The 25,732-nt window shown below is 70.6% G+C and carries 26 protein-coding genes; 15 read left to right on the plus strand and 11 right to left on the minus strand.

Features of this window, described 5'->3' with window-relative positions; genetic code table 11:
• Positions 1 to 76: 76 nt before the first annotated feature.
• From tpx to KS03_RS19690, 8 genes are all read right to left on the minus strand, one after another.
• Positions 77 to 580, minus strand: coding sequence for a thiol peroxidase (gene tpx / locus KS03_RS19655; RefSeq protein ID WP_012734589.1), 504 nt, complete (start codon positions 578 to 580; stop codon positions 77 to 79).
• A gap of 94 nt (positions 581 to 674) precedes the next feature.
• Complete coding sequence (locus tag KS03_RS19660; RefSeq protein WP_012734590.1) at positions 675 to 2,069, minus strand: DUF3426 domain-containing protein; 1,395 nt, start codon at positions 2,067 to 2,069, stop codon at positions 675 to 677.
• A gap of 45 nt (positions 2,070 to 2,114) precedes the next feature.
• The gene (gene prmA / locus KS03_RS19665; RefSeq protein ID WP_012734591.1) at positions 2,115 to 3,017 is read right to left on the minus strand and encodes a 50S ribosomal protein L11 methyltransferase; all 903 of its coding nucleotides are present in this window, start codon (positions 3,015 to 3,017) and stop codon (positions 2,115 to 2,117) included.
• A 2-nt stretch (positions 3,018 to 3,019) separates the two neighbouring features.
• Positions 3,020 to 4,387 (minus strand): acetyl-CoA carboxylase biotin carboxylase subunit, encoded by a 1,368-nt coding sequence (accC, locus tag KS03_RS19670; RefSeq protein ID WP_012734592.1) that lies wholly within the window; start codon positions 4,385 to 4,387, stop codon positions 3,020 to 3,022.
• A 55-nt stretch (positions 4,388 to 4,442) separates the two neighbouring features.
• Positions 4,443 to 4,910 (minus strand): acetyl-CoA carboxylase biotin carboxyl carrier protein, encoded by a 468-nt coding sequence (gene accB, locus KS03_RS19675; RefSeq protein ID WP_012734593.1) that lies wholly within the window; start codon positions 4,908 to 4,910, stop codon positions 4,443 to 4,445.
• 69 nt (positions 4,911 to 4,979) lie between these two features.
• Positions 4,980 to 5,432 (minus strand): type II 3-dehydroquinate dehydratase, encoded by a 453-nt coding sequence (gene aroQ / locus KS03_RS19680; protein WP_012734594.1) that lies wholly within the window; start codon positions 5,430 to 5,432, stop codon positions 4,980 to 4,982.
• A gap of 193 nt (positions 5,433 to 5,625) precedes the next feature.
• A complete protein-coding gene (locus KS03_RS19685; protein WP_012734595.1) occupies positions 5,626 to 6,168 on the minus strand; it encodes a TlpA family protein disulfide reductase in 543 nt (180 codons plus the stop codon).
• A complete protein-coding gene (locus KS03_RS19690) occupies positions 6,158 to 6,820 on the minus strand; it encodes a hypothetical protein (RefSeq protein WP_012734596.1) in 663 nt (220 codons plus the stop codon). The genes KS03_RS19685 and KS03_RS19690 overlap by 11 nt, the downstream gene beginning before the upstream one ends.
• Positions 6,821 to 7,098: 278 nt before the next feature.
• Here KS03_RS19690 and mpl point away from each other — a divergent pair, with 278 nt between their 5' ends.
• From mpl to pyrF, 15 genes are all read left to right on the plus strand, one after another.
• Complete coding sequence (gene mpl / locus KS03_RS19695; protein WP_012734597.1) at positions 7,099 to 8,511, plus strand: UDP-N-acetylmuramate:L-alanyl-gamma-D-glutamyl-meso-diaminopimelate ligase; 1,413 nt, start codon at positions 7,099 to 7,101, stop codon at positions 8,509 to 8,511.
• Positions 8,508 to 9,086, plus strand: coding sequence for a YqiA/YcfP family alpha/beta fold hydrolase (locus tag KS03_RS19700; protein WP_012734598.1), 579 nt, complete (start codon positions 8,508 to 8,510; stop codon positions 9,084 to 9,086). Before mpl ends, KS03_RS19700 begins: the two co-directional genes overlap by 4 nt.
• A gap of 116 nt (positions 9,087 to 9,202) precedes the next feature.
• Positions 9,203 to 11,335 (plus strand): ribonuclease catalytic domain-containing protein, encoded by a 2,133-nt coding sequence (locus KS03_RS19705; protein ID WP_012734599.1) that lies wholly within the window; start codon positions 9,203 to 9,205, stop codon positions 11,333 to 11,335.
• 31 nt (positions 11,336 to 11,366) lie between these two features.
• On the plus strand, positions 11,367 to 12,236 hold the full coding sequence (gene aroE / locus KS03_RS19710) for a shikimate dehydrogenase (protein ID WP_012734600.1): 870 nt from the start codon (positions 11,367 to 11,369) through the stop codon (positions 12,234 to 12,236).
• Between the two features lie 30 nt (positions 12,237 to 12,266).
• Positions 12,267 to 13,025: a monofunctional biosynthetic peptidoglycan transglycosylase gene (gene mtgA, locus KS03_RS19715; protein WP_012734601.1), complete on the plus strand. Its 759-nt coding sequence runs from the start codon at positions 12,267 to 12,269 to the stop codon at positions 13,023 to 13,025.
• A gap of 417 nt (positions 13,026 to 13,442) precedes the next feature.
• The gene (locus KS03_RS19720) at positions 13,443 to 14,348 is read left to right on the plus strand and encodes an IclR family transcriptional regulator (RefSeq protein ID WP_012734602.1); all 906 of its coding nucleotides are present in this window, start codon (positions 13,443 to 13,445) and stop codon (positions 14,346 to 14,348) included.
• Positions 14,345 to 15,352 carry a 2-dehydro-3-deoxygalactonokinase gene (locus tag KS03_RS19725; protein WP_012734603.1) on the plus strand — a complete coding sequence of 336 codons (1,008 nt, stop codon included), beginning with the start codon at positions 14,345 to 14,347 and terminating at the stop codon, positions 15,350 to 15,352. Before KS03_RS19720 ends, KS03_RS19725 begins: the two co-directional genes overlap by 4 nt.
• 35 nt (positions 15,353 to 15,387) lie before the next feature.
• Complete coding sequence (locus KS03_RS19730) at positions 15,388 to 16,068, plus strand: 2-dehydro-3-deoxy-6-phosphogalactonate aldolase (RefSeq protein ID WP_012734604.1); 681 nt, start codon at positions 15,388 to 15,390, stop codon at positions 16,066 to 16,068.
• Positions 16,065 to 16,844, plus strand: a complete 780-nt coding sequence (locus tag KS03_RS19735; protein ID WP_012734605.1) for an SDR family oxidoreductase — start codon at positions 16,065 to 16,067, stop codon at positions 16,842 to 16,844. The genes KS03_RS19730 and KS03_RS19735 overlap by 4 nt, the downstream gene beginning before the upstream one ends.
• Before the next feature lie 128 nt (positions 16,845 to 16,972).
• Positions 16,973 to 17,968, plus strand: a complete 996-nt coding sequence (locus KS03_RS19740; RefSeq protein ID WP_012734606.1) for an arabinose ABC transporter substrate-binding protein — start codon at positions 16,973 to 16,975, stop codon at positions 17,966 to 17,968.
• 89 nt (positions 17,969 to 18,057) lie between these two features.
• Positions 18,058 to 19,569 (plus strand): L-arabinose ABC transporter ATP-binding protein AraG, encoded by a 1,512-nt coding sequence (gene araG / locus KS03_RS19745; RefSeq protein WP_012734607.1) that lies wholly within the window; start codon positions 18,058 to 18,060, stop codon positions 19,567 to 19,569.
• A gap of 71 nt (positions 19,570 to 19,640) precedes the next feature.
• A complete protein-coding gene (gene araH / locus KS03_RS19750; RefSeq protein ID WP_012734608.1) occupies positions 19,641 to 20,657 on the plus strand; it encodes an L-arabinose ABC transporter permease AraH in 1,017 nt (338 codons plus the stop codon).
• Between the two features lie 20 nt (positions 20,658 to 20,677).
• Positions 20,678 to 21,466, plus strand: coding sequence for an SDR family NAD(P)-dependent oxidoreductase (locus KS03_RS19755; protein ID WP_012734609.1), 789 nt, complete (start codon positions 20,678 to 20,680; stop codon positions 21,464 to 21,466).
• 64 nt (positions 21,467 to 21,530) lie between these two features.
• Complete coding sequence (locus KS03_RS19760) at positions 21,531 to 22,586, plus strand: aldose 1-epimerase (protein WP_012734610.1); 1,056 nt, start codon at positions 21,531 to 21,533, stop codon at positions 22,584 to 22,586.
• 36 nt (positions 22,587 to 22,622) lie between these two features.
• The gene (gene pyrF / locus KS03_RS19765; RefSeq protein WP_012734611.1) at positions 22,623 to 23,450 is read left to right on the plus strand and encodes an orotidine-5'-phosphate decarboxylase; all 828 of its coding nucleotides are present in this window, start codon (positions 22,623 to 22,625) and stop codon (positions 23,448 to 23,450) included.
• 123 nt (positions 23,451 to 23,573) lie between these two features.
• Here the strand turns inward: pyrF and KS03_RS19770 are convergent, their stop codons facing one another.
• From KS03_RS19770 to thiL, 3 genes are read right to left on the minus strand one after another with little or no spacing between them, the layout of a single operon-like run.
• Positions 23,574 to 24,074, minus strand: coding sequence for a CinA family protein (locus KS03_RS19770; protein ID WP_012734612.1), 501 nt, complete (start codon positions 24,072 to 24,074; stop codon positions 23,574 to 23,576).
• 10 nt (positions 24,075 to 24,084) lie between these two features.
• A complete protein-coding gene (locus KS03_RS19775) occupies positions 24,085 to 24,717 on the minus strand; it encodes a phosphatidylglycerophosphatase A family protein (protein ID WP_012734613.1) in 633 nt (210 codons plus the stop codon).
• Positions 24,704 to 25,708 carry a thiamine-phosphate kinase gene (gene thiL / locus KS03_RS19780; protein ID WP_035980820.1) on the minus strand — a complete coding sequence of 335 codons (1,005 nt, stop codon included), beginning with the start codon at positions 25,706 to 25,708 and terminating at the stop codon, positions 24,704 to 24,706. The genes KS03_RS19775 and thiL overlap by 14 nt, the downstream gene beginning before the upstream one ends.
• Positions 25,709 to 25,732 lie beyond the last annotated feature (24 nt).

A 25,732-nucleotide genomic window follows, 5' to 3' on the forward strand; every position in this document is an offset into this window, starting at 1 on the left:
GAAGCGGTGCAAGGATGGGGGACGCGCGCGTCGCGATGGCCGCGCCGCGCGCGAGGTGCCGCCGGGTGCGCGACGCTTACTTCAGCGCGGCCAGCGCCGCGTCGTAGTTCGGCTCGTTCTTGATTTCGTCGACCAGTTCCGTGTAGATCACCTTGTCGTTCGCGTCGATCACCACCACGGCGCGCGCGGTCAGGCCGTTCAGCGGGCCGCTCGTCACGTCCACGCCGTAGGCCTGCGCGAAGTCCCGGCCGCCGCGGAACGTCGAAGCGGTGGACACGTTCTCGAGGCCCTCGGTCGTGCAGAAGCGCTTGGCGGCGAACGGCAGGTCGGCCGAGACCACCACCACGACCGTATCGGCGAGCTTGCCGGCGGCTTCGTTGAACTTGCGCGTCGAGGTCGCGCAGGTCGGCGTGTCGAGGCTCGGGACGATGTTCAGCACCTTGCGCTTGCCGGCGAAGCTGGCCAGCGTCAGCTCGCCGAGATCCTGGCCGACCAGCTTGAAATCGGGGGCTTGCGAGCCGACGGCCGGGAACTCGCCGGCCAGATCGATCGGGTTGCCGCCCAGCGTGACTTTGCTCATATTCTTACTCCGGAGAGGGGCGTCGTGCGACGCCGAGGTTGAGGCCGGCGCGCCATGCGGGCGCGCCGTGCAGGACGGGGCCGCGACGGACCCGTCACGGGTAGAAAATCTGGACGCGGAAGTTCGAGGCGGCGATGCCGGGTGCGCCATCGGCGGCGCCGGGCGCCGTGTCGATTCGCACGAACATCGTTTCGGTCGTGCCGGCGGCGAGGCCCGCCTCGATGCGCGTGCCGGGAGGGACGTAGTCGGCGGGCGCGAGCACGCGGCGCGCGGCCACGTGGTTCGATGCGTCGAGCAGCGTCAGCTCGATCGAGGGATAGGCGAGCGCGAGCGCAGCGTGGTTCGACAGCGGCACCTTCAGTTCGAGCACGCGCGGGCCGTCTAGCTGGCGCAGGTCGGACGCGCCGAGCCGCAGGCCGTCGATCGCGCGCGGTGGCTCGACCGTGCAGCCCAGCGCAGCGCAGGCCCGCGCGAACAGCGGCTGAGCCGCCGGCCAGTTCGTCAGCAGCGGCTCGCGCAGCCACCAGGCGAGCTGGCCGGCCAGCACCACGATCAGCAGTCCCGCCAGGAAGCCGCCGAGCATCTGCCGGCCGTTGCTGCCGCGCCGGCCGGCCGGCGACTCGCGCGTCATCGCGAAATGGATGCGATCGTCCTGCTCCGGTTCGACCGCGAACGGCTCGGTTTCACGGGGCGGCATGCCAGGCGCGCCGGACTCGGCGCCGCCGCGGGGGGCGCGGGCCCCGTCGTCGTGCCCACCGGCGGGCGGCGCGGCGCCGAACGAAGGCTCGGCCATGGCGCGCGGCAGCGCGGCAACGAGCCCCGCGAGATCGGCGTCGCTCGCGCCATGCGCCGGCGCGGCGAGGCCGGACCCGGGGCCGTGGTCGGCCGGCGCCGCGGGCGTTGCGTCCGCCGGTGCCGGGGCAGGCTCGCGTGCGGGGGCGGCCGCGGATTCGGCTACGGGTTCGGATGCGGGCGCGGGCAAGGGCCCCGGTACGCGCTCGGATGCAGGATCGGCCGCGGGCGTGGCGACGGGGGCCGATCCGGAGGCGGGCGGCACGACAGGTTCGCCGCGGGCCAAGCCGGCCTCATTGGCGGGCACTTCGCGCGCGGCGGCGGCGGCGACCGGCAGGAGCGGGGCCGGGCCGGTGTTGCCGCCGTGGTGGCGCAGCGTCGGATCGATGCCGCCGTCGAGCCACGGCGCCCGCATGTCCCAGGCGCCGGGCTCGAAGCTGGCGCCCATCGGGGGCGTGGTCGCGGCGTGCGGCGCGGTGGCCGGGAACACGCGCGGCGGGGGCGGTGCGGCGCCCGCCGTGGAGGCCGGCTCGGCGGCCGGCGGGGCGAGTTCGGAATCGGGGTCGACGAGTGCATTCACTGCGTCGAACACCTGCTGACAGTGGCCGCAACGTGCCAGGCCGCCGTGCAGCTTCAGATGCTCGGGGCTGATCCGGAAGACGGTTTCACAGTGAGGGCAGCGCGTCGCGAGGGGCATGATGGCCGGTCAGCACGGGGGCCGGAGTGGTGGACAGCCCCTATTCTAATGGCTTTCGCGTCGTGTTCCGGCCAGACAGACCCAGCCTTCGTGTTCGCGCCAGACCGACATGTCGATGTAGCGTGCATAGACGCCCGCGACCTCGTCCGCCTGCCGCGCGAGCACGCCCGACAGCGCGATCCGCCCGCCCGGGCGCACCTTCGACGCGAGCATCGAGGCCATCAGCTTGAGCGGGTTCGAGAGGATGTTGGCCACCACGATGTCGAATTCGCCCGGTGGGCAATCGTCGGGCAGGCCGTAGTCGACCTCGGCGCGATTGCGCTCGCTGTTGTGGCGGGCCGATTCGACCGCCTGCGGATCGATGTCGATGCCGATCACGCGGCCCGCGCCGCACTTCTTCGCGAGGATCGCCAGGATGCCCGAGCCGCAGCCGTAGTCGAGCACCGACTGGCCTGCCTCGACGGTCTGCTCGAGCCATTCCATGCAGAGCCGCGTGGTGGGGTGGCTGCCGGTGCCGAACGCCAGGCCCGGGTCGAGCTCGAGCACGAGCGCGTCGGGCTCGGGTGCGTCGTGCCATGACGGCACCACCCAGATCCGCTGGCCGATCGGGATCGGATCGAACTGCGATTGGGTGACGCGCACCCAGTCCTGCTCCTCGACCTCGCGCAGCGTGAAGGAGGGCACGGCGCCGAGCCCTGCCTCGTTGGCGGCGGCCGCCAGCAGCACGGCCGGGTCGTGCGTGTCGGCCAGCAGCGCGATCACGCGCGAGTGCTGCCAAGCGGTGCGCTCGGGCGTGAGGCCCGGTTCGCCGAACAGCGGTTGCTCGTCGGGCGTGTCCGCGTCGGCGTCCTCCACCGACACGGACAGCGCGCCGAGTTCGATCAGCGCGTCGGACAGCGCTTCCGCATGTTCGCGCGCCAGCTCGGCGACGAGTTCCCGATAGCTCATGCTCAGGCCTCTTCCGGCGCGACCTGCTGCTTCGCGGCGAGCCGGCCTTCGAGGTAATGGATGCTGGTGCCGCCCTCGACGAACTTCGAATCGAGCATCAGTTCCCGATGCAGCGGGATGTTGGTCTGGATGCCCTCGACCACCATTTCCGACAGCGCGATGCGCATGCGCTGGATGGCCTGCTCGCGCGTCGCGCCATAGGCGATCAGCTTGCCGATCATCGAATCGTAGTTCGGCGGCACGAAATAGCCGTTGTAGGCATGCGAATCGACACGCACGCCAGGGCCGCCCGGCGTGTGCCACGACGTGATCCGGCCCGGCGACGGCGTGAACTTGAACGGATCCTCGGCGTTGATCCGGCATTCGATCGCGTGGCCGCGGAACTGGATGTCGCGCTGGCGGATCGCGAGCTTCTCGCCGGCGGCGATCTTGATCTGTTCCTGCACGATGTCGATGCCCGTGATCAGCTCGGTGACCGGGTGCTCGACCTGCACGCGCGTGTTCATCTCGATGAAGTAGAACTCGTTGTTCTCGTAGAGGAACTCGAAGGTGCCCGCGCCCAGATAGCCCATCTTCTTGCAGGCGTCGGCGCAGCGGTCGCCGATCCGGTCGATCAGGCGGCGCGCGATGCCGGGCGCCGGCGCTTCCTCGATCACCTTCTGGTGGCGGCGCTGCATCGAGCAGTCGCGTTCGCCGAGCCAGAGCGCGTTCTTGTGCGCGTCGGCCAGCACCTGGATCTCGATGTGACGCGGATTCTCGAGATACTTCTCCATGTACACCTGCGGGTTGCCGAACGCCCGGCCGGCCTCCTCGCGCGTCATGTTGACGGCGTTGACGAGCGCCGCCTCGGTATGCACGACGCGCATGCCGCGGCCACCGCCGCCGCCCGAGGCCTTGATGATGACCGGATAGCCGATCGCGCGCGCGATCTTCACGATTTCCTTCGGATCGTCGGGCAGCGCGCCTTCCGAGCCCGGCACGCACGGCACGCCGGTGCGGATCATGGTCTGCTTGGCGGTGACCTTGTCACCCATCAGGCGGATCGTGTCCGGGCGCGGGCCGATGAACGTGAAGCCTGACTGCTCGACGCGCTCGGCGAAATCGGCGTTCTCGGACAGGAAGCCGTAGCCCGGGTGGATCGCCTGGGCATCGGTGACTTCGGCCGCGCTGATCAGCGCCGGCATGTTCAGATAGCTGAGGTTCGACGGAGCGGGGCCGATGCAGACCGCCTCGTCCGCCAGCTTCACGTACTTGGCTTCCTTGTCGGCTTCCGAGTATACGACGACCGTCTTGACGCCCAACTCGCGGCATGCGCGCTGAATGCGCAATGCGATCTCGCCGCGATTGGCAATGAGGATTTTTTCAAACATAGCGGATATTCGTCTTTTCGGTGACGCGCTCTGGCGCGAGGCGTCGCGTTCGGCTTTAGCCGACCACGAACAGCGGCTGGCCGTATTCGACCGCCTGGCCGTTCTCGACGAGGATTTCCTTCACGACGCCCGACTTGTCGGACTCGATCTCGTTGAGCAGTTTCATCGCCTCGATGATGCAGAGGGTCTGGCCTTCCTTGACCGTGTCGCCGACCTGGATGAACGGATCGGCGCCCGGCGACGGTGCGCGGTAGAACGTGCCCACCATCGGCGAGGTGACCACATGGCCCTGCGGCGCGGCTGCAGCCGGTGCGGCGGCGGCCGGTGCTGCACCTTCACCGGCGGGGTTTGCGGCGGGAGCGGCGGCGCTGACCTGCGGCGCGTAGCCGGCGGCCGGCTGCATGTAGACGGGCGGCGCGTTCTTGACGATGCGCACCTTGCCTTCGCCCTCGGTCACTTCCAGTTCGGAGATGCCGGATTCGGAAACGAGATCGATCAGGGTTTTCAGCTTGCGAAGATCCATCGGGAGTTCCCCTTGTCTGTATGTGAAGCGCCGGCCGGGCCGGCTGCGATTCGTTGGTTCTGAAAAAGCTCAGCCGCGCGGCGCGTCGCGCAGCTTGTCGAGCGCATAGTCGAGCGCGTGTAGATAGCCCTTCCAACCGAAACCGCAGATCACCCCTTCGGCCTGGTCGGAGAAATAGGAGTGATGCCGGAACGGTTCGCGTCGATGCACGTTCGACAGATGCACCTCGACGAACGGGATGCCGACGCCTGCGAGCGCGTCGCGAATCGCGACGCTCGTATGCGTGTAGGCGGCCGGATTGAGCACGATGAAATCGGTTCCCTGGTCCCGGGCCGCGTGGATGCGATCGACGAGTGCGCCTTCGTGGTTGCTCTGGAACGTGGCCAGCTCGGCGCCGGCCTCGCCCGCTCGCGCAGCCAGCGCCCGGTCGATCTCGGCCAGCGTCACGCGGCCGTACACCTCCGGTTCCCGGGTGCCGAGAAGGTTCAGGTTCGGGCCGTGCAATACCAGCAAACGTATCATGGTCGCTTCAATTTCTGCGGAGTTGCGCGCACTTTATCGCCGTTCCGAGAAATTTGTCCAGTTTTGCTGGATGGCAGGGGCACGCGAGCCGGCAGAAATTACGAGGGGTAACCGGCAGATCGCGGTAATTTCAGCCAATCTGCCGCCAACCCGGGCTCAACCGCCCGCAACGCCCCATGCGAAGACTTGCGCGCTACAGCGTGTCGAGGGTCTTTTTGAGCGCGTCGGGCTGGATTTCCCCCAATTTTGTCATGCGTACCTTGCCGTTCGCGTCAATCACGACCGTAAACGGCAGCGCGCCGGCGGTATTGCCGAAGTTGCGGGCCAGGTCCGCGCCGGCATAGCCGCTGACCACCACCGGATAGTCGACCTTCACCTTCTGCAGGAAAGCCTTCACGTTCTGGCCCGAATCGACGCCGACGCCGACGAAGCGTATGCCCTTTTGCCGGTACTCGTGCGAAAGCGCGACGAGTTCCGGCATTTCCTTGACGCAGGGGCCGCACCACGAGGCCCAGAAGTTCACGACAACCTTCTGGCCCTTGAAGCTCGCGAGCGACTGCGGCTTGCCGTCCGGGTCGGTGACCGGGGCGGCCCACAGCGCGCTGACGGGGTCGCCCACCGGTGCCGCCTCGGCGGTGTTCTCGAACGCGTCGCCACGCACCCAGTGGCCGGCGGCGAGGCCGCCGGCGATCGCGACCGCCGCCACGGCGGCGCTGACTAATCGTTTACTGTTCATCTTCGGATCGAATCGAGGTGGAGGAAGTGGCCGGCGCGTCGAGCAACGCGCGCAGGGCCGCGGCGTTGGCGCGGGCGAGGCGTCCGCGCGCATCGGCCCGTACCGCGCCGCGCAGATCTTCGCTGTCGTAGAGCGCGACGTGGATGCCGACCGCCTCGGTGTCCTGGCGCGTACGCCACAGGAAGCTGAGCGTCTCGACGTCGCCGCGGCCCGCGAAATGGCGCGTCTCGGACACGTCGTACTGGATGTTGTGGTTGAGCAGGTAGATGGCGATTTCCTTCTGGCTGTCCGAGAAGGTCTGCAGATGGATGTCGGAATGCGCGTTGGCGGTGCCGTTCAGCACGGCGCCCGCCAGATAAGGCGAGAACGGCGCGAGCCGCTCCATCCAGTCAAGGGCGATTTGTCGCAGGTAGCGCAGCTCGGCCGGCTGCGTCTCGCTCTGGAACAGCGCCAGATATTCGTGCAGCTCGGCCTCGAGCATGTCGTTGTCGGGCAGCCATTCGCCGGAGATCCGGCTGTCGCCGAGCAACTGGCGTGCGGCCTTGCGTTTCGCGGAAGCGTAGTCGAGCCCGTCCTCGGCGATGAGGCGGGCGGCGCTGAGTGCGATTTCCTCGCGGACGCGGCGCGGGTCGAGCAGGGGTTTTCGAGGCATGATGCGGCAATCATACTCGATCGGCGCCGCCGCTCCGGGCCGGCCCGGAGCGTGCGAAGCGGGCCGGGCGCGGCCGGGCGGCTCAGTTACAATAGCAGTCTTTCTCCGGCCGCCGCCGGCCCGGTGCAGCGCCGATCCGCAGCGAAGCCGCGGCACCCGGCGGCCGGCCGGAGCGGACGCGGTGCTGCGTGGCTGCGGCAAGCGCGGCACCGCCGCGTGCCGCGGATCCGGCCCGCGATTTCGAATGGCGCCCGCGCGGCGCGACACGACGGCTCTCTATGCATATCCACATTCTCGGCATCTGCGGCACCTTCATGGGCGGTCTGGCCGTGCTCGCGCGCGAGGCCGGCCATACCGTGACCGGCTGCGACGCAGGCGTCTATCCGCCGATGAGCACGCAGCTCGAAGCGCAGGGGATACAACTGATCGAAGGCTACGGCGCGGAGCAGATCGACCTGGCGCCGGACCTGTTCGTGATCGGCAACGTGGTCTCGCGCGGCAATCCGCTGATGGAGGCCATCCTCGATCGCGGGCTGCCCTACGTATCCGGCCCGCAATGGCTCGGCGAACACGTGCTCGCCGGCAAATGGGTGCTGGCCGTGGCCGGCACCCACGGCAAGACCACCACCAGTTCGATGCTGGCCTGGCTGCTCGAGGAGTCGGGGCTGAACCCCGGTTTCCTGATCGGCGGCGTGCCGCTGAACTTCGGCGTCTCGGCGCGGCTGACCGAGTCGAGCTTCTTCGTGATCGAGGCCGACGAATACGACACGGCGTTCTTCGACAAGCGCTCGAAGTTCGTCCATTACCGGCCGCGCACCGCCGTACTGAACAATCTCGAATTCGATCACGCGGACATCTTCCCCGATCTCGCTGCGATCGAAACGCAATTCCACCATCTGGTGCGCACGGTGCCGGGCGTCGGCCGGATCGTCGCGAACGGCCGCGAGGCCGCGCTCGACCGCGTGCTCGCGCGCGGCTGCTGGAGCGAGGTCGAGCGCTTCGGCGTGGAGGGCGGCTGGCAGGCGCTGCCTGCCGAGGACGGCGTGCCGGTGGACGAGCGCTTTGCCGTCTACTGGCAGGGCGCGCGCATGGGCGAGGTCGCCTGGAGCGTGCAGGGCGAGCACAACCGCCAGAACGCGCTGGCCGCGATCGCGGCGGCGCGCTCGGTCGGCGTGCCGCCGGCGCAGGCCGCACGCGCGTTCGCGACGTTTCGCAACGTCAAGCGCCGCATGGAGATTCGCGGCAGCGTGGACGGCGTGACCGTCTACGACGACTTCGCCCATCATCCGACCGCGATCGAAACCACCATCGCCGGGCTTCGCACGCGCATCGGCCGCGAACACACGCGGATTCTCGCCGTGCTCGAGCCGCGCTCGAACACCATGAAGCTCGGCACCATGAAGGCGCAATTGCCGGCCAGCCTCGCCGATGCCGATCTGGTGTTCGGCTATGGCGCGGCCTCTGGACGCGACGCGCTCGGCTGGAGCCTGGCCGAGGCGCTGGCGCCGCTCGGCGCGCGCGCGCAGGCGTTCGACGACCTGCATGCGCTGGTGAAGGCGGTGGCGGCCGCCGCACGGCCCGGCGACCAGATCCTCGTGATGAGCAACGGCGGCTTCGGCGGGGTCCACCAGAAGCTGCTCGACGCGCTGTCGGCGCGCGGTGCCGCCCACGGCGCGGAGGACCGCGCGTGATTCTCTATCTGCACGGCTTTCGCTCGTCGCCGCGTTCCTACAAGTCGCGCCTGCTTGCCGAGCGGCTTGCCGCGCTCGGCCGCGAGGCCGAATGGCGCTGCCCGATGCTGGCGGTCTCGCCGCTCGAGGCAGTGGCGCTGGCCGAGTCGGAGGTGGCGGGCGCCGCGCCGCACGAGGTGACGGTGATCGGCAGCTCGCTCGGCGGCTATTACGCCACCTGGCTGGCCGAGAAGCACGGCTGGCGCGCGGTGCTGCTGAATCCGGCCACCGTGCCGCAGCGCGACCTCGCCCAGTATCTGGGCGAGCAGCCGCTCTGGCACGGCGGCGGCAGCGTCGTCGTCGAGCCGCGCCATCTCGCCGAGCTCGACGCGCTGCGCGTGCCGGCGGTGACGCGCCCGGAGCGCTACTATCTGATCGCCGCGACGGGCGACGAGGTGCTCGATTATCGCGAGATGCTGGCGCATTATCCGGGCGCGCGGACCCGCGTGATCGAAGGCAGCGACCACGGCATCAGCGAATTCGCCGACTACGTCGACGACGTGCTCGCGTTCTGCGACGCCGTGCCGGCGCGCTGACGGGCCGCCCGCCGGCCGGCCCGACGGGCGCGGCCGGCCGCTGACGACGCAATTCAATCCAATCCGGACGAGGGCGCCGCGAGGCGGCGCCGGACAGTCTCAACGAGAGTAACCGAGTGAACGTTTTTTTCGAGGAATCGGGCAGTTTCAAGGCGGGTAGCGTGCTGTCGCGCCAGGGCGACGCGTTTCAGGTCGAGTTGCCGGGCGGGCGGCGCGCCAAGGTGCGCGCCAAGGATGTGCTGATCGAATTCGACAAGCCGGCCGCCGGCGAGCTGATGCAGCAGGCCGATGCGGCCGCGCAGCAGATCGATCTCGATTTTCTGTGGGAATGCGCGCCGCAGGAGGAATTCGCCTACGGCACGCTCGCCGACGAGTATTTCGGCAGCGGCTATGGGCCCGTCGAGCGCGCCGCGCTGGTGCTGCGCATGCACGGCTCGCCCGTCTATTTCCGCCGCAAGGGGCGTGGCCAGTACCAGCGCGCGCCCGAGGAGCAGCTCAAGATGGCGCTCGCCTCGCTCGAGCGCAAGCGCCAGCAGGCGCTGGTGCAGGCGGGCTACGAGGAGGAGCTGAAGGCGCGCCGGCTGCCGGCCGCGTTCGAGGGCAAGGCGCTCGCGCTGCTGACCCGGCCGGACAAGAACTCCATCGAATACAAGGCGCTCGACGCGGCCGCGCTCGCGCTCGGCGTGTCGCCGGCACGGCTGATGCTCGACTGCGGCGGGGTGGCCTCGGCGCGCGCGCTGCACGAGGCGCGCTTTCTCGCCGAGCATTTCCCGCACGGCACGGGCTTCCCGCCCGTGACGGTCGGCCCGCTGCCCGAGGACCTGCCGCGTGCCGGCGTCGACGCGTTCTCGATCGACGACGTGACCACCACCGAGATCGACGATGCGTTCTCGGTCGAGCACCTGCCCGAGAACCGGGTGCGGATCGGCATCCACATCGCGGCGCCGGCGCTCGGCATCACGCGCGGCGACGAGATCGACGCGATCGCGCGCGCGCGGCTGTCCACGGTCTACATGCCCGGCGACAAGATCACCATGCTGCCCGACGACGTGGTCGAGGTGTTCACGCTGAAGGAGGGCGGTTATCGCCCGGCGCTGTCGCTCTACATCATCGTCGATCGCGCGACGCAGGACATCGTCGCCAACGAGACGCGCGCCGAGTACGTGTTCGTCAAGAGCAACCTGCGCCACAACACGCTCGAGGAAGTGGTCACCGAGGAAACGCTCGCGGCCGGCACCGGCGACTACCCGCACAAGGACGACATCGCGGTGCTGTGGCCGCTCGCGCAGGCGCTGTTCGAGAAGCGCCAGGTGGCGCGCGCCGGCTACGGCTTGAAGCGCGAGGTGCAGCGCAATACCGACTACAACTTCTATGTCGAGGGCGAGCACATCTCGATCACGCCGCGCCGGCGCGGTTCGCCGCTCGACCTGATCGTCTCGGAGCTCGCGATCCTCGCCAACTCGACCTGGGGCGCGTTCCTGCACGACCACACGGTGCCCGGCATCTACCGCTCGCAGCGCGCGCTGGGCGCGCCGACCGGGCCGAAGCGCACGCGCATGCAGACCAGCGCCGCGCCGCACGAGGGCCTGGGCGTCGCGCAGTACGCCTGGAGCACCTCGCCGCTGCGCCGCTACGTCGATCTCGTCAACCAGTGGCAACTGCTCGCCTGCGTGCAGCACGGCGTGACCGCCAAGCTGGCCGCGCCGTTCAAGCCGAAGGACGCCGACCTCTACGCGGTGGTGCAGGGCTTTGACGATACCTACACGGCCTATGCCGACCACCAGCGCCGCATGGAGTATTTCTGGTGCCTGCGCTGGCTGCGTCAGGAGAACCGCCGGCAGGTGGTCGCCGCGGTCGTCAAGGGCGACCTGGTGCGGCTCGAGGAGGTGCCGTTGCTGCTGCACGTGCCGGGGCTCGGCGTGCATGCGCGCGGCACGCGCGTGCTGCTCGACGTGATGTCGATCGACGAGCTGACGATCGAGGCCTCGGTGCGGCTGCTCAACGTGCTCGACGCGCCGAGCGCGTCGGACACCGAGGCGGCCGACGAGGAAGGCGAGGGCGACGAGACATTGCTGGACGCGCCCGACGATTCGGCCGAGAGCGAGGCCGAAGCGCTCGCCGAGTCGGGCGCGGCCGAGGGCGAGGCCGGAGCGCTCGCCGAGTCGGGCGCGGCCGAGGGCGAGGCCGGAGCGCCGGCCGCCGGCACCGATGCCGGTGCGGCTGGCAGCGGCGAGGGCGACACGAAATGAACCCGAACCGCTCCTCGCGGGCGACGGCACGATGAGCGAATCCGTCCAGCATCCGGCCCCGCGCGACCGCTACGTCGTGATCGGCAATCCGATCGCGCACAGCAAGTCGCCCGCGATCCACGCCCGCTTCGCCGCGCAGACCGGCGAGGCGGTCGACTACGCGCACCGCCTCGCGCCGCTCGACGGCTTCGCGGCGTCGGTGCGCGAGTTCATCGCCGAGGGAGGGCGCGGCGCGAACGTGACCGTGCCGTTCAAGCTCGAGGCGCATGCGCTCGCCGACACGCTGTCGCCGCGCGCGGCGGCGGCGGGCGCCGTCAACACCCTGCGCTTCGACGCCGACGGCGCGATCCACGGCGACAACACCGACGGTGCCGGCCTCGTGCGCGACATCGAGCACAATCTCGGCGTGTCGCTGGCCGGCGCGCGGATCCTGCTGCTCGGCGCGGGCGGCGCCGCGCGCGGCGTGGTGCTGCCGATGCTCGATCGCGGCCCGCTGTCGATCACGATCTCGAACCGCACCGCGAGCCGCGCCGAGCAGCTGGCCGGCCAGTTCATGCAGGCCGCGCACGACGCGGGCTGTGCGCTGGCGGGCGGCGGCGCGGCGGTCGTCGAACGGCGTGCCTACGACGTGATCGTCAACGCCACGGCCGGCAGCCTGGATGCGGCGCTGCCCGAGTGCGACCCGGCCGCGTTCGGCACCGGTACGCTCGCCTACGACATGATGTACGGCACGCAGCCGACCGTGTTCATGCAGCACGCCGCCGCGCTCGGCGCGCGCACGGCCGACGGGCTCGGCATGCTGGTCGAGCAGGCCGCCGAGTCGTTCTGGCTGTGGCGCGGCGTGCGTCCCGACGGCGCGCCCGTGCTGGCGGCGCTGCGCGATGCGCTCGCCGCGGCCTGAATCCGGCGCCGGCATGGCCGGGCCGCGCGCATGGTGATCCCGTTCGGCACCGGCCGGACCCGCGCCGGCAGGCCTCGGGCGCGCCGGCACGGGCTGGCGCGCTGGGCCGCCTACGCGGCCGCCGTGCTGGCCGGGGCGTGGCTCGCCACCCAGCTCTACTACTTCGCGCAGATCGCGCTATGGAACGTGATCGACCCCGGCTCGACCGCGTTCATGCGCGCCGATGCCTGGCGGCTCAAGGCCGACACGCCGCCGGTGGCGATCCAGCACCAGTGGGTGCCCTACGAGCAGATCTCGCGCAACCTGAAGCGCGCCGTGATCGCTTCGGAGGACGCCGATTTCGCGAACAACCACGGCTATGAGGTGGACGCGATCCTGCAGGCCTGGGAGAAGAACCGGGCGCGCGGGCGCATCGTCGCCGGCGGCTCCACGATCTCGCAGCAGCTCGCACGCAATCTGTTCCTGTCGCGCGAGAAGAGCTACCTGCGCAAGGGGCAGGAGCTGATCATCACCTGGATGCTCGAGACGCTGCTCGACAAGGAGCGGATCTTCGAGATCTACCTGAATTCGGTCGAGTTCGGCCGCGGCGTGTACGGTGCCGAAGCCGCCGCGCGCTACTACTTCAAGGTGCCGGCCAGCCGGCTGACGGCATGGCAGGCCGCGCGTCTGGCCGTGATGCTGCCCAATCCGAAATACTTCGATCTGCATCGCAATTCCCCCTATCTGGCCCAACGCACGCGCGTGATCGCGCGACGCATGGGGGCCGCCGAGCTGCCCGCCTCGCAATAGCGGGCGGCCGCGCACGGGTTCGCGCCGGCGCGGTGCGCGCCGGATCTTCGCCGCGCTTTCCCGGCCTTGCCACCCGACGCGGGGGCGGTGGCCGCCGTTGCCGATCGCCTTCATCGCTTCCTCGTCGCGCCGCGCCGCTGGTGTGCGCGGCCGGTTTCCGCGTGCCTGCCGGCGCCGTAAAATCTCATTATTTGGTCGATGCACTCAAATATTGGATGTCGCGCGAGCCGCCTCTACAATCTGCTCCATTCGATAGGCGCCGGCGCGCTCCCGCAAGCGGGTAGCCGCAGCCGGCCGCAACCAGGAGACAAAGCGATGACGCCGATCCAGCAGTCTGCCGTTCGCCGTGCGTGCCGATTCTCGGGTGCCGCGTAAGCCACCGCTTCGCGACCGTTCGTCCGCGACTCACGCTCCCTCATGACCAAGACCTCGATTTCCGCCGCGCCGTCCAACGGCGCACCGGCGGCCGGCGCGTCGGCCGAACGGCTTGCCGACAGCATCAGCGTGACCGGTTCGCCGCTCGACATCGCGGCGCAGCAGGCCGGCACCCAGACACTGCTGCGCGGCCTCGCGATCCTCGAAGCGGTCGCGCTCGGCGCGCGCGACATGCGCGCGATCGGCGCCGCGCTCGGCACGACGCGCAGCACCACGCACCGGCTCGTCAGCAGCCTGGTGCAGGCGCGCTACCTGCGTCAGATACAGGGCGGCTACCTGCTCGGCCCGAAGCTGATCGAGCTCGGCACCATCGCGCTCGAACAGATGCCGCTCACGGCCGTGGCGCGCCCGCACCTGGAAGCGCTCGCCGAGGCGACGCTCGACACCATCCACCTCGGCATGCGCGACGGCGACGACGTGCTCTACATCGACAAGATCCCCGGCACGCGCGGCCTCGAAATGCGCTCGCGGATCGGCCACCGGATGCCGCTCGCCTCGACCGGCATCGGCAAGGCGATGATGCTCGACCTCGAGCCCGACACCTGGGCCGCGCTGTTCGAGGCCTCGCGCCGCTCGCTGGCCGGCGTGAGCTTCAAGCCGGACCGCCGCCCCGATGCATCGACCTTTCTGCAGCGCATGGCGCACTACGCGGCGGGCGGCTACACGTTCGACCTCGAGGAGAACGAGGCGTCGATCCGCTGCGTGGCCGCGCCGGTGCGCGATGCGTCGGGCGCGATCGTCGCCGCGGTGTCGGTGGCCAGCACGATTCCGTACATGCCGCTCGACCGGATGGACGAACTGATTCCGATCGTGCAGCGCGAGGCGCGCGCGATCTCGGCGGAGCTCGGCTGGAGCGCGCCGCAAACGACCCGCAGGATCAAGCGATGACGATGTCCCGAACGGCTCCGAGCCCCGCCGCCCCCGCGTTGATCGCGATCGACTGGGGCACCACCTCGATGCGCGCGTTCCTGTTCGCTGCCGACGGCAGCGTGCTCGAATCGAACGCCCATCCGGCCGGCGTGATGAACCTGCCGCGCGCGGGCGGCACGGCCGCCTTCGACGCGGCTTTCGAGTCGGCCTGCGGCGCCTGGCTCGACCGCGCGCCGGCGCTGCCGGTGCTGGCGGCCGGCATGGTCGGCAGCGCCCAGGGCTGGCGCGAGGCGCCCTACGTGAACACGCCGGTCGATGCCGACGCGCTGGTGGATGGCCTGATTCGCGTCGAGTCCTCGCGCGGCGTGGCGGTGGCGATCGTGCCCGGCGTGCTGGAGCCGGGCACGCTGCCCGACGTGATGCGCGGCGAGGAAACCCAGATCGTCGGCGCGCTGGCCGGTGACGCGGGCCTGGCGAGCGGCGCCGCAGGGGCGCTGATCGGCCTGCCCGGCACGCATGCGAAGTGGGCCTGGGTGCGCGACGGCCGCATCGAGCGCTTCCGCACCTACATGACGGGCGAGCTGTTCGCGACGCTGCGCGACCACACCATCCTCGGCCGCACCATGCAGGCGGGCGAGGCCGACCCCGACGCGTTCCGGCGCGGCGTGGGCGTGGCGCGCGAGAGCCGCGACGCGGGCCTGCTCGCCACCATCTTCAGCACCCGCACGCTGGGCCTGACCGGCCAGCTCGCGCCGCAGGCGCAGGGCGACTACCTGTCCGGGCTGCTGATCGGCCACGAGTTGAACGCGCTGGTCGCGATGCTGGCCGGGGTCGGCACCACGCTGGCCGCGCAGCCGCCCAGGCTGATCGGCGACGGGCGGTTGTGCGAACGTTATCTGACGGCGCTGCGCGAGTTCGGCTGCGAGGGCGCGCAGGTGGTCGAGCGCGCGACCGAGCGCGGGCTCTGGCGCATCGCCAGCCAGGCGGGCCTCGTGGGCGCCGCCGCCCGCGCGGTGAGCTGAGCGCGCCGCGCCACTGAATCCAGGAGATCGAACCGATGTCATCCGAACTCACGCTGCCCGCCCCGTACACGCCGCACGACGGGCTCGCCCGCGCGTTTGCCGCGTGCCCGCTGGTCGCGATCATGCGCGGCCTCACGCCGGCCGAGGCGGTCGAGCACGGCCAGGCCCTGGTCGAGGCCGGCTTCCGCCTGATCGAGGTGCCCCTCAACTCGCCCGACCCGTTCGCGAGCATCGCCGCGCTGCGCGCGGCACTGCCCGCCGAGGTGCTGGTGGGCGCCGGCACGGTGCTGCGCCCCGAGTACGTCGACGAGGTCGCCCGCGCCGGCGGCGAGCTGATCGTGATGCCGCACGCGGATGCCGACGTGATCCGCCGTGCCAAGGCGCTCGGCCTCGCCTGCGCGCCCGGCGTGGCCACGCCGAGCGAGGCGTTCGCCGCGCTGCGGGCCGGTGCGGACGTGCTGAAGATGTTCCCGGCCGAGCAGCTCGGCCCGATCGCTTTGAAGGCGTGGCGCGCCGTGATCGACGCGCGCGTGCCGCTGGTGCCGGTGGGCGGCGTGACCCCCGACAACATGGGGCCGTACCTGAGCGCCGGCGCCAATGGCTTCGGCCTCGGCTCGGCACTCTACAAGCCGGGCCAGAGCGCGGCCGCCACCGCGCGGCACGCGCAGGCCTACGTGAAGGGCCTCGCGATCGCGCGCGGCGCATCGGCCACATGAACCGGCTGGCTGGCAAGACCGCCCTGGTGACGGGCGCCGGCCGCGGGATCGGCGCCGCGATCGCGCTGGCGTTCGCGCGCGAGGGCGCGGCGGTGGCGATCGCCGAACTCGACGAGGCCGCGGGGGGCGAGGCGGCCGCGTCGATCGTGCGGGCGGTACCCGGCGCGCGCGTGCTCGTGCAGCGCACCGACGTGACCGAGAGCGCCTCGGTGGCCGCCGCGGTGGCCGCGGCCGAGCGCGAGTTCGGCGCGCTCGACGTGCTCGTCAACAACGCCGGCGTGAACGTGTTCTGCGATCCGCTGACGATGCGCGACGAGGACTGGCGGCGCTGCTTCGCGGTGGATCTCGACGGCGTCTGGAACGGCTGCCGCGCGGCGCTGCCGGGCATGGTCGAGCGGCGCCGCGGCAGCATCGTCAACATCGCCTCGACGCACGCCAGCCAGATCATCCCGGGCTGCTTCCCGTATCCCGTCGCCAAGCACGGCGTGCTGGGCCTGACGCGGGCGCTCGGCATCGAATACGCGTCGCGCAACGTGCGCGTGAACGCGATCGCGCCGGGCTACGTGGAGACCCAGCTGACCCATGACTGGTGGGACGCGCAGCCCGATCCGCGGGCCGCGCGCGAGGCCACGCTCGCGCTGTCGCCGATGAAGCGCATCGGGCAGCCGGAGGAGGTGGCGATGACCGCGGTGTTCCTCGCCTCGGACGAGGCGCCGTTCATCAACGCCACCTGCATCACGATCGACGGCGGGCGCACGGCGCTCTACCACGACTGACGGCCGCATCCCGCGCGCGGGCCGCGGCCAGGATCGCAAAGAACGCAGCACGCGACGGCCGCGCGCGTGTTGCCTCACAGAATCAGGCGGCCGGAAACGAAGCAGTGGCACAACAGGAGACGACCCAGATGAAACGCAGAACCTTTGTCACGCTCGCCGCGGCGGCGGCCATCCTCGCCGGCGCGCCGGTGGTCCATGCGGCCGACCCGGTGAAGATCGGCTTCCTCGTGAAGCAGCCGGAAGAGCCGTGGTTCCAGGACGAATGGAAGTTCGCCGAGATGGCCGCCAAGGCCAAGGGCTTCACGCTCGTCAAGATCGGCGCGCCCTCGGGCGAGAAGGTGATGAGCGCGATCGACAACCTTTCGGCGCAGCAGGCGCAGGGCTTCATCATTTGCACGCCCGACGTGAAGCTCGGGCCGGGCATCGTCGCCAAGGCGAAGTCGCACAACCTGAAGATGATGACGGTGGACGACCGCCTGGTGGACGGCAGCGGCAAGCCGATCGCGTCGGTGCCGCATATGGGCATCTCGGCCTACAACATCGGCAAGCAGGTCGGCGACGGCCTCGCCGCCGAGATCAAGAAGCGCGGCTGGAACATGGCCGAGGTCGGCGCGATCGACATCACCTACGAGCAGCTGCCGACCGCGCACGACCGCACCACGGGCGCGACCGACGCGCTGGTGGCGGCCGGCTTCCCGAAGGCCAACGTGATCGCGGCGCCGCAGGCGAAGACCGACACCGAGAACGCTTTCAACGCGGCCAACATCGCGCTGACCAAGAACCCGCAGTTCAAGCACTGGGTGGCCTACGGCCTGAACGACGAGGCGGTGCTGGGCGCGGTGCGCGCCGCCGAAGGCCGCGGCTTCAAGGCCGACAACATGATCGGCATCGGCATCGGCGGCTCGGATTCGGCGCTCAACGAGTTCAAGAAGCCGCAGCCGACGGGCTTCTACGGCACCGTCATCATCAGCCCGAAGCGTCACGGCGAGGAGACCGCGGACCTGATGTACGCGTGGATCACGCAGAACAAGATGCCGCCGATGCTGACGCTGACGACCGGCATGCTGGCGACGCGTACCAACGTGAACATGGTGCGCACGGAGATGGGTCTCGCGTCGAACTGAGGCGCGGCCGGCTCCGGGCCGGCGCGCATCCGGCGTGAAAGCGGGCCGCCGCGCGTGCGGCGGCCCGGCAACAAGACAGTGGAGGCGATGTGACGGCGGTTCTGCGTTTCGACAATATCGGCAAGGTCTTCCCCGGCGTGCGGGCGCTCGACGGCATTTCGTTCGACGTTCACGCGGGGCAGGTCCATGGCCTCATGGGCGAGAACGGCGCGGGCAAGTCGACGCTGCTGAAGATCCTCGGCGGCGAATACCAGCCCGATTCGGGCAGCGTGCTGGTGGACGGCGAGCCGGTGCGCTTCACCAGCGCGGCCGCCTCGATCGGCGCCGGCATCGCGGTGATCCACCAGGAATTGCAGTATGTGCCCGACCTCACGGTGGCCGAGAACCTGATGCTCGGCCGGCTGCCGAACGCGTTCGGCTGGGTGCGCAAGGGCGATGCGCGGCGTCACGTGCGCGAGCGCCTGCAGGCGATGGGCGTCGATCTCGATCCGCAGGCCAAGCTGCGGCGCCTGTCGATCGCGCAGCGCCAGATGGTCGAGATCTGCAAGGCGCTGATGCGCAACGCGCGCGTGATCGCGCTCGACGAGCCGACCAGCTCGCTGTCGCATCGCGAGACCGAAGTGCTGTTCAAGCTCGTCGAGGAGCTGCGCGCCCAGGGCCGCGCGCTTATCTACATCTCGCACCGGATGGACGAGATCTACCGGCTCTGCGACGCCTGCACGATCTTCCGCGACGGCCGCCGGATCGCCTCGCACCCGAAACTGGCCGAGGTGCCGCGCGAGCAGCTGGTGAGCCAGATGGTCGGTCGCGAGATCAATGACATTTACCACTACCGGCCGCGCGCGCTCGGCGAGGTGCGGCTCGAGGTGGACGGCCTGGCCGCCGACAAGCTGCGCGCGCCGGTCAGCTTCAAGGTGCGCGCCGGCGAGATCGTCGGTTTCTTCGGGCTGGTGGGCGCCGGGCGCAGCGAGCTGATGCGCGTGATCTACGGCGCGGACCGCCGGCGCGGCGGCACCGTCACGCTCGACGGCCGGCGCATCGAGGTGCGCCGCACCGGCGACGCGATCCGCCACGGCATCGTGCTGTGTCCCGAGGACCGCAAGGAAGAGGGCATCGTCGCGATGGCCACGGTCGCCGAGAACATCAATATCAGCTGTCGCCGCCATTCGCTGCGCGCCGGCTTGTTCCTGAACGGGCGGCAGGAGGCCGAGACCGCCGAGCGCTTCATCAAGCTGCTGAAGATCAAGACCCCGAGCCGCCGCCAGAAGATCCGCTTCCTGTCGGGCGGCAACCAGCAGAAGGCGATCCTCTCGCGCTGGCTGGCCGAGCCCGATCTGAAGGTCGTGATCCTCGACGAGCCGACGCGCGGCATCGACGTGGGCGCCAAGAACGAGATCTACCAGGTGATCTACGAACTGGCCGAACGCGGCTGCGCGATCGTGATGGTGTCCTCGGAGCTGCCGGAGGTGCTCGGCGTGTCCGATCGCATCGTGGTGATGCGCGAAGGCCGGATCGCCGGCGAGATTGCGCGCGCCGAGGCGAACGAACAGGTGGTGCTGAGTCTCGCGCTGCCGCAGGGGCCGGCCGAGCAGGCCGCCTGAGCGGCGGGCGCGGGCGAACGAATCAACATGGAGATGGCGCGGCCTGGCCGCGCGACGCAGGGAGCGACACGATGCAAGCCAAGGAAAGTATCACGCAGGCAGCCGCCAAACGCACGGCCGAAGCCTTGATTCCGCAGACCAGCGACCGGCAGAAGTGGTGGCAGCAGATCACCGACTACAGCCTGATCGTGATCTTCGCGGTGATGTTCATCACCATGTCGGTGACGGTCGATCACTTCTTCTCGATCGACAACATGCTCGGGCTCGCGCTGTCGATCTCGCAGATCGGCATGGTCGCCTGCACCATGATGTTCTGTCTCGCCTCGCGCGACTTCGACCTGTCGATCGGCTCGACGGTGGCGTTCTCGGGCGTGCTCTGCGCGATGGTGCTCAACGCCACCGACAACACCTTCGTGGCGATCGTCGCGGCAATCGCGGCGGGTGCCGCGATCGGTTTCGTCAACGGCGCGGTGATCGCCTACCTGCGCATCAACGCGCTGATCACCACGCTCGCCACCATGGAGATCGTGCGCGGGCTCGGCTTCATCGTCTCGCACGGCCAGGCGGTGGGCGTCTCGTCGGAGACCTTCATCGCGCTGGGCGGCCTCACGCTGTTCGGCGTATCGCTGCCGATCTGGGTCACGCTGCTCTGCTTCATCGTGTTCGGCGTGCTGCTGAACCAGACCGTCTACGGCCGCAACACGCTGGCGATCGGCGGCAATCCGGAAGCCTCGCGCCTGGCCGGCATCAACGTCGAGCGCACGCGCGTCTGGATCTTCCTGATCCAGGGCGCCGTGACGGCGCTGGCGGGCGTGATCCTCGCCTCGCGGATCACCTCGGGCCAGCCGAACGCGGCCGAGGGCTTCGAGCTCAACGTGATCTCGGCCTGCGTGCTCGGCGGCGTGTCGCTGCTGGGCGGGCGCGCAACCATCTCGGGCGTGGTGATCGGCGTGCTGATCATGGGCACGGTCGAGAACGTGATGAACCTGCTCAACATCGACGCGTTCTACCAGTACCTGGTGCGCGGCGCGATCCTGCTCGCCGCGGTGCTGCTCGATCAGTTGAAGAACCGCGGCGCGCGCGACTGACGCGCCGGGAGGAACCCCAGATGAACCAAGCAATGGCGGCCGACGCGGCGCGCGGCGCGCGCTACCCGAGCCTGACCGATCGCGCCGTGCTGATCACGGGCGGCGCCACCGGCATCGGCGCGGCGTTCGTGGCGCATTTCGCGGCACAGGGCGCGCGGGTCGGCTTCGTCGATCTCGACGCCGAGGCCGGCGCCGCGCTGGTCGAGACGCTGGCCGACGCGCGCCACGCGCCGGTCTTCGCCGCGGCCGACATCACCGACATCGACGCGCTGCGCCGCGCGATCGAGGCGTTGCGCGCGAATACCGGCCCGATCACGGTGCTCGTCAACAACGCGGCGAACGACAGGCGCCACCGCATCGAGGACGTCACGCCAGAATCGTTCGACGCGGCGATCGCGGTCAACCTGCGTCACCAGTTCTTCGCCGCGCAGGCCGTGGCCGACGACATGAAGGCGGCGGGCAGCGGCGCGATCATCAACCTCGGCTCGATCGGCTGGATGCTGAAGAACGGCGGCTACCCCGTCTACGCGACCTCGAAGGCCGCGGTCCAGGGGCTCACGCGCGCGCTCGCGCGCGATCTCGGGCCGTTCGGGATACGCGTCAACACGCTGGTGCCGGGCTGGGTGATGACCGACAAGCAGCGCCGGCTGTGGCTCGACGATGCGGGGCGCGCGGCGATCAAGGCCGGCCAGTGCCTCGAGGCCGAGCTGCTGCCCGACGACCTGGCGCGCGCCGCGCTGTTCCTCGCCTCCGACGACAGCCGTATGATGACGGCGCAGGACGTCGTCGTCGACGGCGGATGGGCTTGATCCGGCGTCACCGGCAGCGGTGACGGCCGCCCCTGCGGCGGTGCCGCAGACAGGAGCGACGACCATGACCACCTCGACCCCCGGCAATGCGGCCTCTGCGTCCGCCGCGCGTTCCCGGCGCGCGCGCCTTGCCGCGGCCGCGCAGCCCGTGAGCGCCGGGCCGCAGACCTCGAGCGTCGCGCAGGGCGTGCATGCGGCGGCCGATGCGGCCGTCACGCTGGCCAGCGCCGAACTGCGGCTCGACGTGGTGCCGCATCTGGGCGGCGGCATCGCACGCTTCGACTGGCGCGGCGACGGCGCGGCCACGCCGATCTTCCGCGGCTGCGACCACGTGGACGCCGGCACCGATCCGAACGCGCTCGGCTGCTATCCGCTGCTGCCGTATTCGAACCGGATCGGCGGCGGGCGCTTCGAGTGCGAGGGGCGCCGCGTCGAGGTGCCCAGGAACCGCCAGGCCGAACCGCTGCCGATCCACGGCGACGGCTGGCTCGCGCGCTGGCACCTCGACGAGGTCTCGCCCACCGCGCTGCAGCTCTCGCTCGACCGTCGCGGCGGCGCGCCCTATGCCTATCGCGCCACGCAGTCGTACGCGCTCGACGGCGCGACGCTGACGATCGCGCTCGCGATCGAGAACTGCGGCGCCGAGCGGCTGCCGTTCGGGCTCGGCCTGCACCCGTTCATCGTGCGCGAGGCCGGCACCGAGCTCGCCGCCGCCGCCAACGGCCTCTGGCTGTCGGGCGCCGACTGGCTGCCGCGCCGCCACGTCATGGTGCCGCCCGCCTGGCAGTTCGGCATCGCCTATCCGCTGCCCGCCACGCTCGTCAATCACGCGTTCACGGGCTGGGGCGGCCGCGCGAGCGTCGCCTGGCCGTCGCGCGGGCTGACCTTGGGCATCGAATCGGACGCCGGCTGCTACGTGCTCTACACGCCGCCCGGCGAGTCGTTCTTCTGCTTCGAGCCGGTCGACCATCCGATCAACGCCGTGAACCTGCCCGGCGGCGCCGAGCAGCACGGCATGACGCTGCTCGGTCCCGGCGCCCGGCTCGCGCGGCGCTTTCGCTTCACCGTGGAGCGTGCCCAGGTGCGCCGGCTGGCCGGCTCGCGCGGCGGCAGCGGGTAAAATACGCGGCATTTCCTCAACGATCCGCCGCGAAACATGTCCGCTCCGCTGACCTTCATCGACACGCTGCGCGCCGCCTGGCAGCGCACGAACTCCCTGCTCTGCGTCGGACTCGATCCCGAACCGACGCGGTTTCCCGCGCAGTTCACGAACCGCCCCGAGGCGATTTTCGACTTCTGCCGTGAGATCGTCGATGCAACCGCGCCCTACGCGAGCGCATTCAAGCCGCAGATCGCCTACTTCGCCGCGCACCGTGCCGAGGACCAGCTCGAACGGCTGATCGCGCATATCCACCTGCAGCATCCGGGCCTGCCGGTCGTGCTCGACGCGAAGCGCGGCGACATCGGCAGCACCGCCGAGCAGTACGCGCGCGAGGCGTTCGAGCGCTATCGCGCCGATGCCGTCACCGTCAATCCGTACATGGGCTATGACTCGATCGAGCCGTATCTCGGCTACGAGGACAAGGGCGTGGTGGTGCTGTGCCGGACCTCGAACCCGGGCGGCTCCGACCTGCAGTTCCTCGAAACGGGCGGCCGCCCGCTCTACCAGGTGGTGGCCGAGCTGGCCGCGACGCGCTGGAACGAGAAAACCGGGCAGCTCGCGCTGGTGGTCGGCGCGACGTTCCCGAAGGAGATCGAGATCGTGCGCGGCATCGTCGGCGCGATGCCGCTGCTGATTCCGGGCATCGGCGCGCAGGGGGGCGACGTGCAGGCGACGGTGGCGGCCGGCCGTAGCGCCGATGGCGGCGGCATGATGATCAACTCGTCGCGCGCGATCCTCTATGCAAGCAGCGGCGACGATTTCGCCGAGGCCGCCGCACGCGTCGCGCAGGCCACGCGCGACACGATCAACGCGCATCGCTGAGCCCGAGCCGCCGCGCGCCCGTGCATCGCGCCGCGGCGGCCCGTGCAAACCAAACAGGGCGCCCCGCGGGGCGCCCTTTCTGCTGGCGGCCCGGCCCGGCGCGGCCTTGCCCGCCGCGCCGGCTCAGCGCTCGCGTTCGTCGAGCAGCTTCAGCAGCCCGCGCAGCGCGTGCGCGGCGGCCTGGGTGCGGATCTGCTCGCGGTCTCCCTTGAACACGAGCGTCTCCACCTCGGTATGCAGCCGGTTGCTCCAGCCGAACGAGACGGTGCCGACCGGTTTGTGCTCGGAGCCGCCGCCGGGGCCGGCGATGCCCGTCACCGACAGCGCGACCTGCGCGCGGCTGTTGCGCAGCGCGCCTTCGACCATCGCGCGCGCGACCGGCTCGCTGACGGCGCCGTGCTTCTCGATCAACTCGTGCGGCACGCCGATCATCTCGGTCTTGGCCTGGTTCGAGTAGGTGACGAAGCCGCGCTCGAACCAGGCGCTGCTGCCGGAGATGTCGGTGATCGCGGCCGCGATCATGCCGCCCGTGCAGGATTCGGCGGTCGCGAGCGCCAGGTGTTCGTCGCGCAGCTTGTTGCCGGCGCGGATCGCGAGCTGGTGGACGACGGAATCGGTCGGCATGCGGGCGGACTCATCGAAGAGGGGAAAACAGGGCACGCCACGTCGCGATAACGAGCAGCGTCAGGAATGCGGCGACGAGATCGTCGAGCATGATGCCAAAGCCAGCTTTCAAACGGCGATCGATATGGCGCACGGGAGGCAGTTTGCCGCCGTCGAAGAGGCGAAACAGCACGAACGCCGCCAGTTGCTGCGAGAACGTGGCCGGCGTGACCAGCAGCATCACGAGCCAGATCGCCACCACGTGGTCCCAGACGATCGCGCGCGGCCGGCCGCCGCCGAGCGCGCGCGCCGTGCGGCCGGTGGCGATCACGCCGAGCACGAGGCCGAGCGCGATCAGCGCGAGCGTGGCGGCCGGCGACAGGCGCGGCGCGAACGCGGCGAAGCTCAGCCAGCCGAACAGCGAGCCGACCAGGCCCGGCGCGAGCGGCGCGAGGCCGGTGCCGAAGCCGAGCGAGAGCAGGTGCAGCGGGTGCGAGCGCATGAACGGCGCACTTGCGCGGCGCGGCGGCGGCTGCACGTCGCCGGCGGCCGCCTCGGGACGGCCGGCGCGGGGCGAGGCACGGCCTTGGCCGTGCACCGTCGCGAGGGCCGTGCCGGGGCGGGGGGCGTCGGCGCGCGGCGCCGGATCGTCACTGGTCGCCATGGAAGTGATCGAAGCCGCGCAGCGTCAGTGCGAGCGGCGTGCCGGCGCCGTCGAGCCAGCGGATGCCGGGCGCCTCCTCGGGCGCGGCAAGCGCGCGGATCGTGCCGATCCGCGTGACCGCCACGCCGGCCGTCGTGCCGGCGGCCAGCACCGCCGCGTGCGCGGCGGCCGGCGCCGTGAAGCAGAGTTCGTAGTCGTCGCCGCCCGCCAGCGTGCAGAGGCGCTGCAGCTCGGGCGCGAGCGTGGCGAGCGCGGCCGAGCGCGGCACCGCGTCCACCTCGATGTCGGCGCTCACGCGCGAGCGCTCGAGGATGTGCCGCAGGTCGCCCGCGAGGCCGTCGGAGACGTCGAGCGCGGCGTGCGCGATGCCGGCCAGCGCGAGGCCGAGCGCGACGCGCGGTTCCGGCCATTCAAGTGCGCGGCGAAATGTCGCATGTTCGGCCGTGCCGGCCGTCCACTCGCCGCGTGCCACGCCGAGGCCGGCGCGCGCGTCGCCGAGCGTGCCCGACACCCACACCTCGTCGCCGGGGCGCGCGGCGTCGCGGCGCAGCGCGCGATCCGGGCCGACGTCGCCGAACACGGTCACGCACAGGTTGAGCGGCCCGCTCGTGGTGTCGCCGCCCACCAGCTCGCAGCCGTAGCGATCGGCAATCGTAAACAAACCGTCGGCAAACGCGTCGAGCCAGTCGGCGTCGGCGCGCGGCAGCGCGAACGCGAGCGTGAACGCGCGCGGCTGGGCGCCCATCGCGGCGAGGTCGGAGAGGTTGACGGCCAGCGTCTTGTGGCCGAGTGCGCGCGGCGCCACGTCGGGGAAGAAGTGACGGCCTTCCACCAGCATATCCGTCGAAATCGCCAGCATCGTATCCGGATGGGGCGCCAACAGCGCGCAATCGTCGCCGATGCCGAGCGCGGCGCGCGCATTCGGGCGCCGCGCCCGGCGTGCGAAATAGCGGTCGATCAACGAGAATTCGGACAGGGCAGAGGTGACCACGGCGAGCCTTTCAGGCGACAGGAT

It is taken from the genome of Burkholderia glumae LMG 2196 = ATCC 33617 (assembly GCF_000960995.1).
Lineage (GTDB): Bacteria > Pseudomonadota > Gammaproteobacteria > Burkholderiales > Burkholderiaceae > Burkholderia > Burkholderia glumae.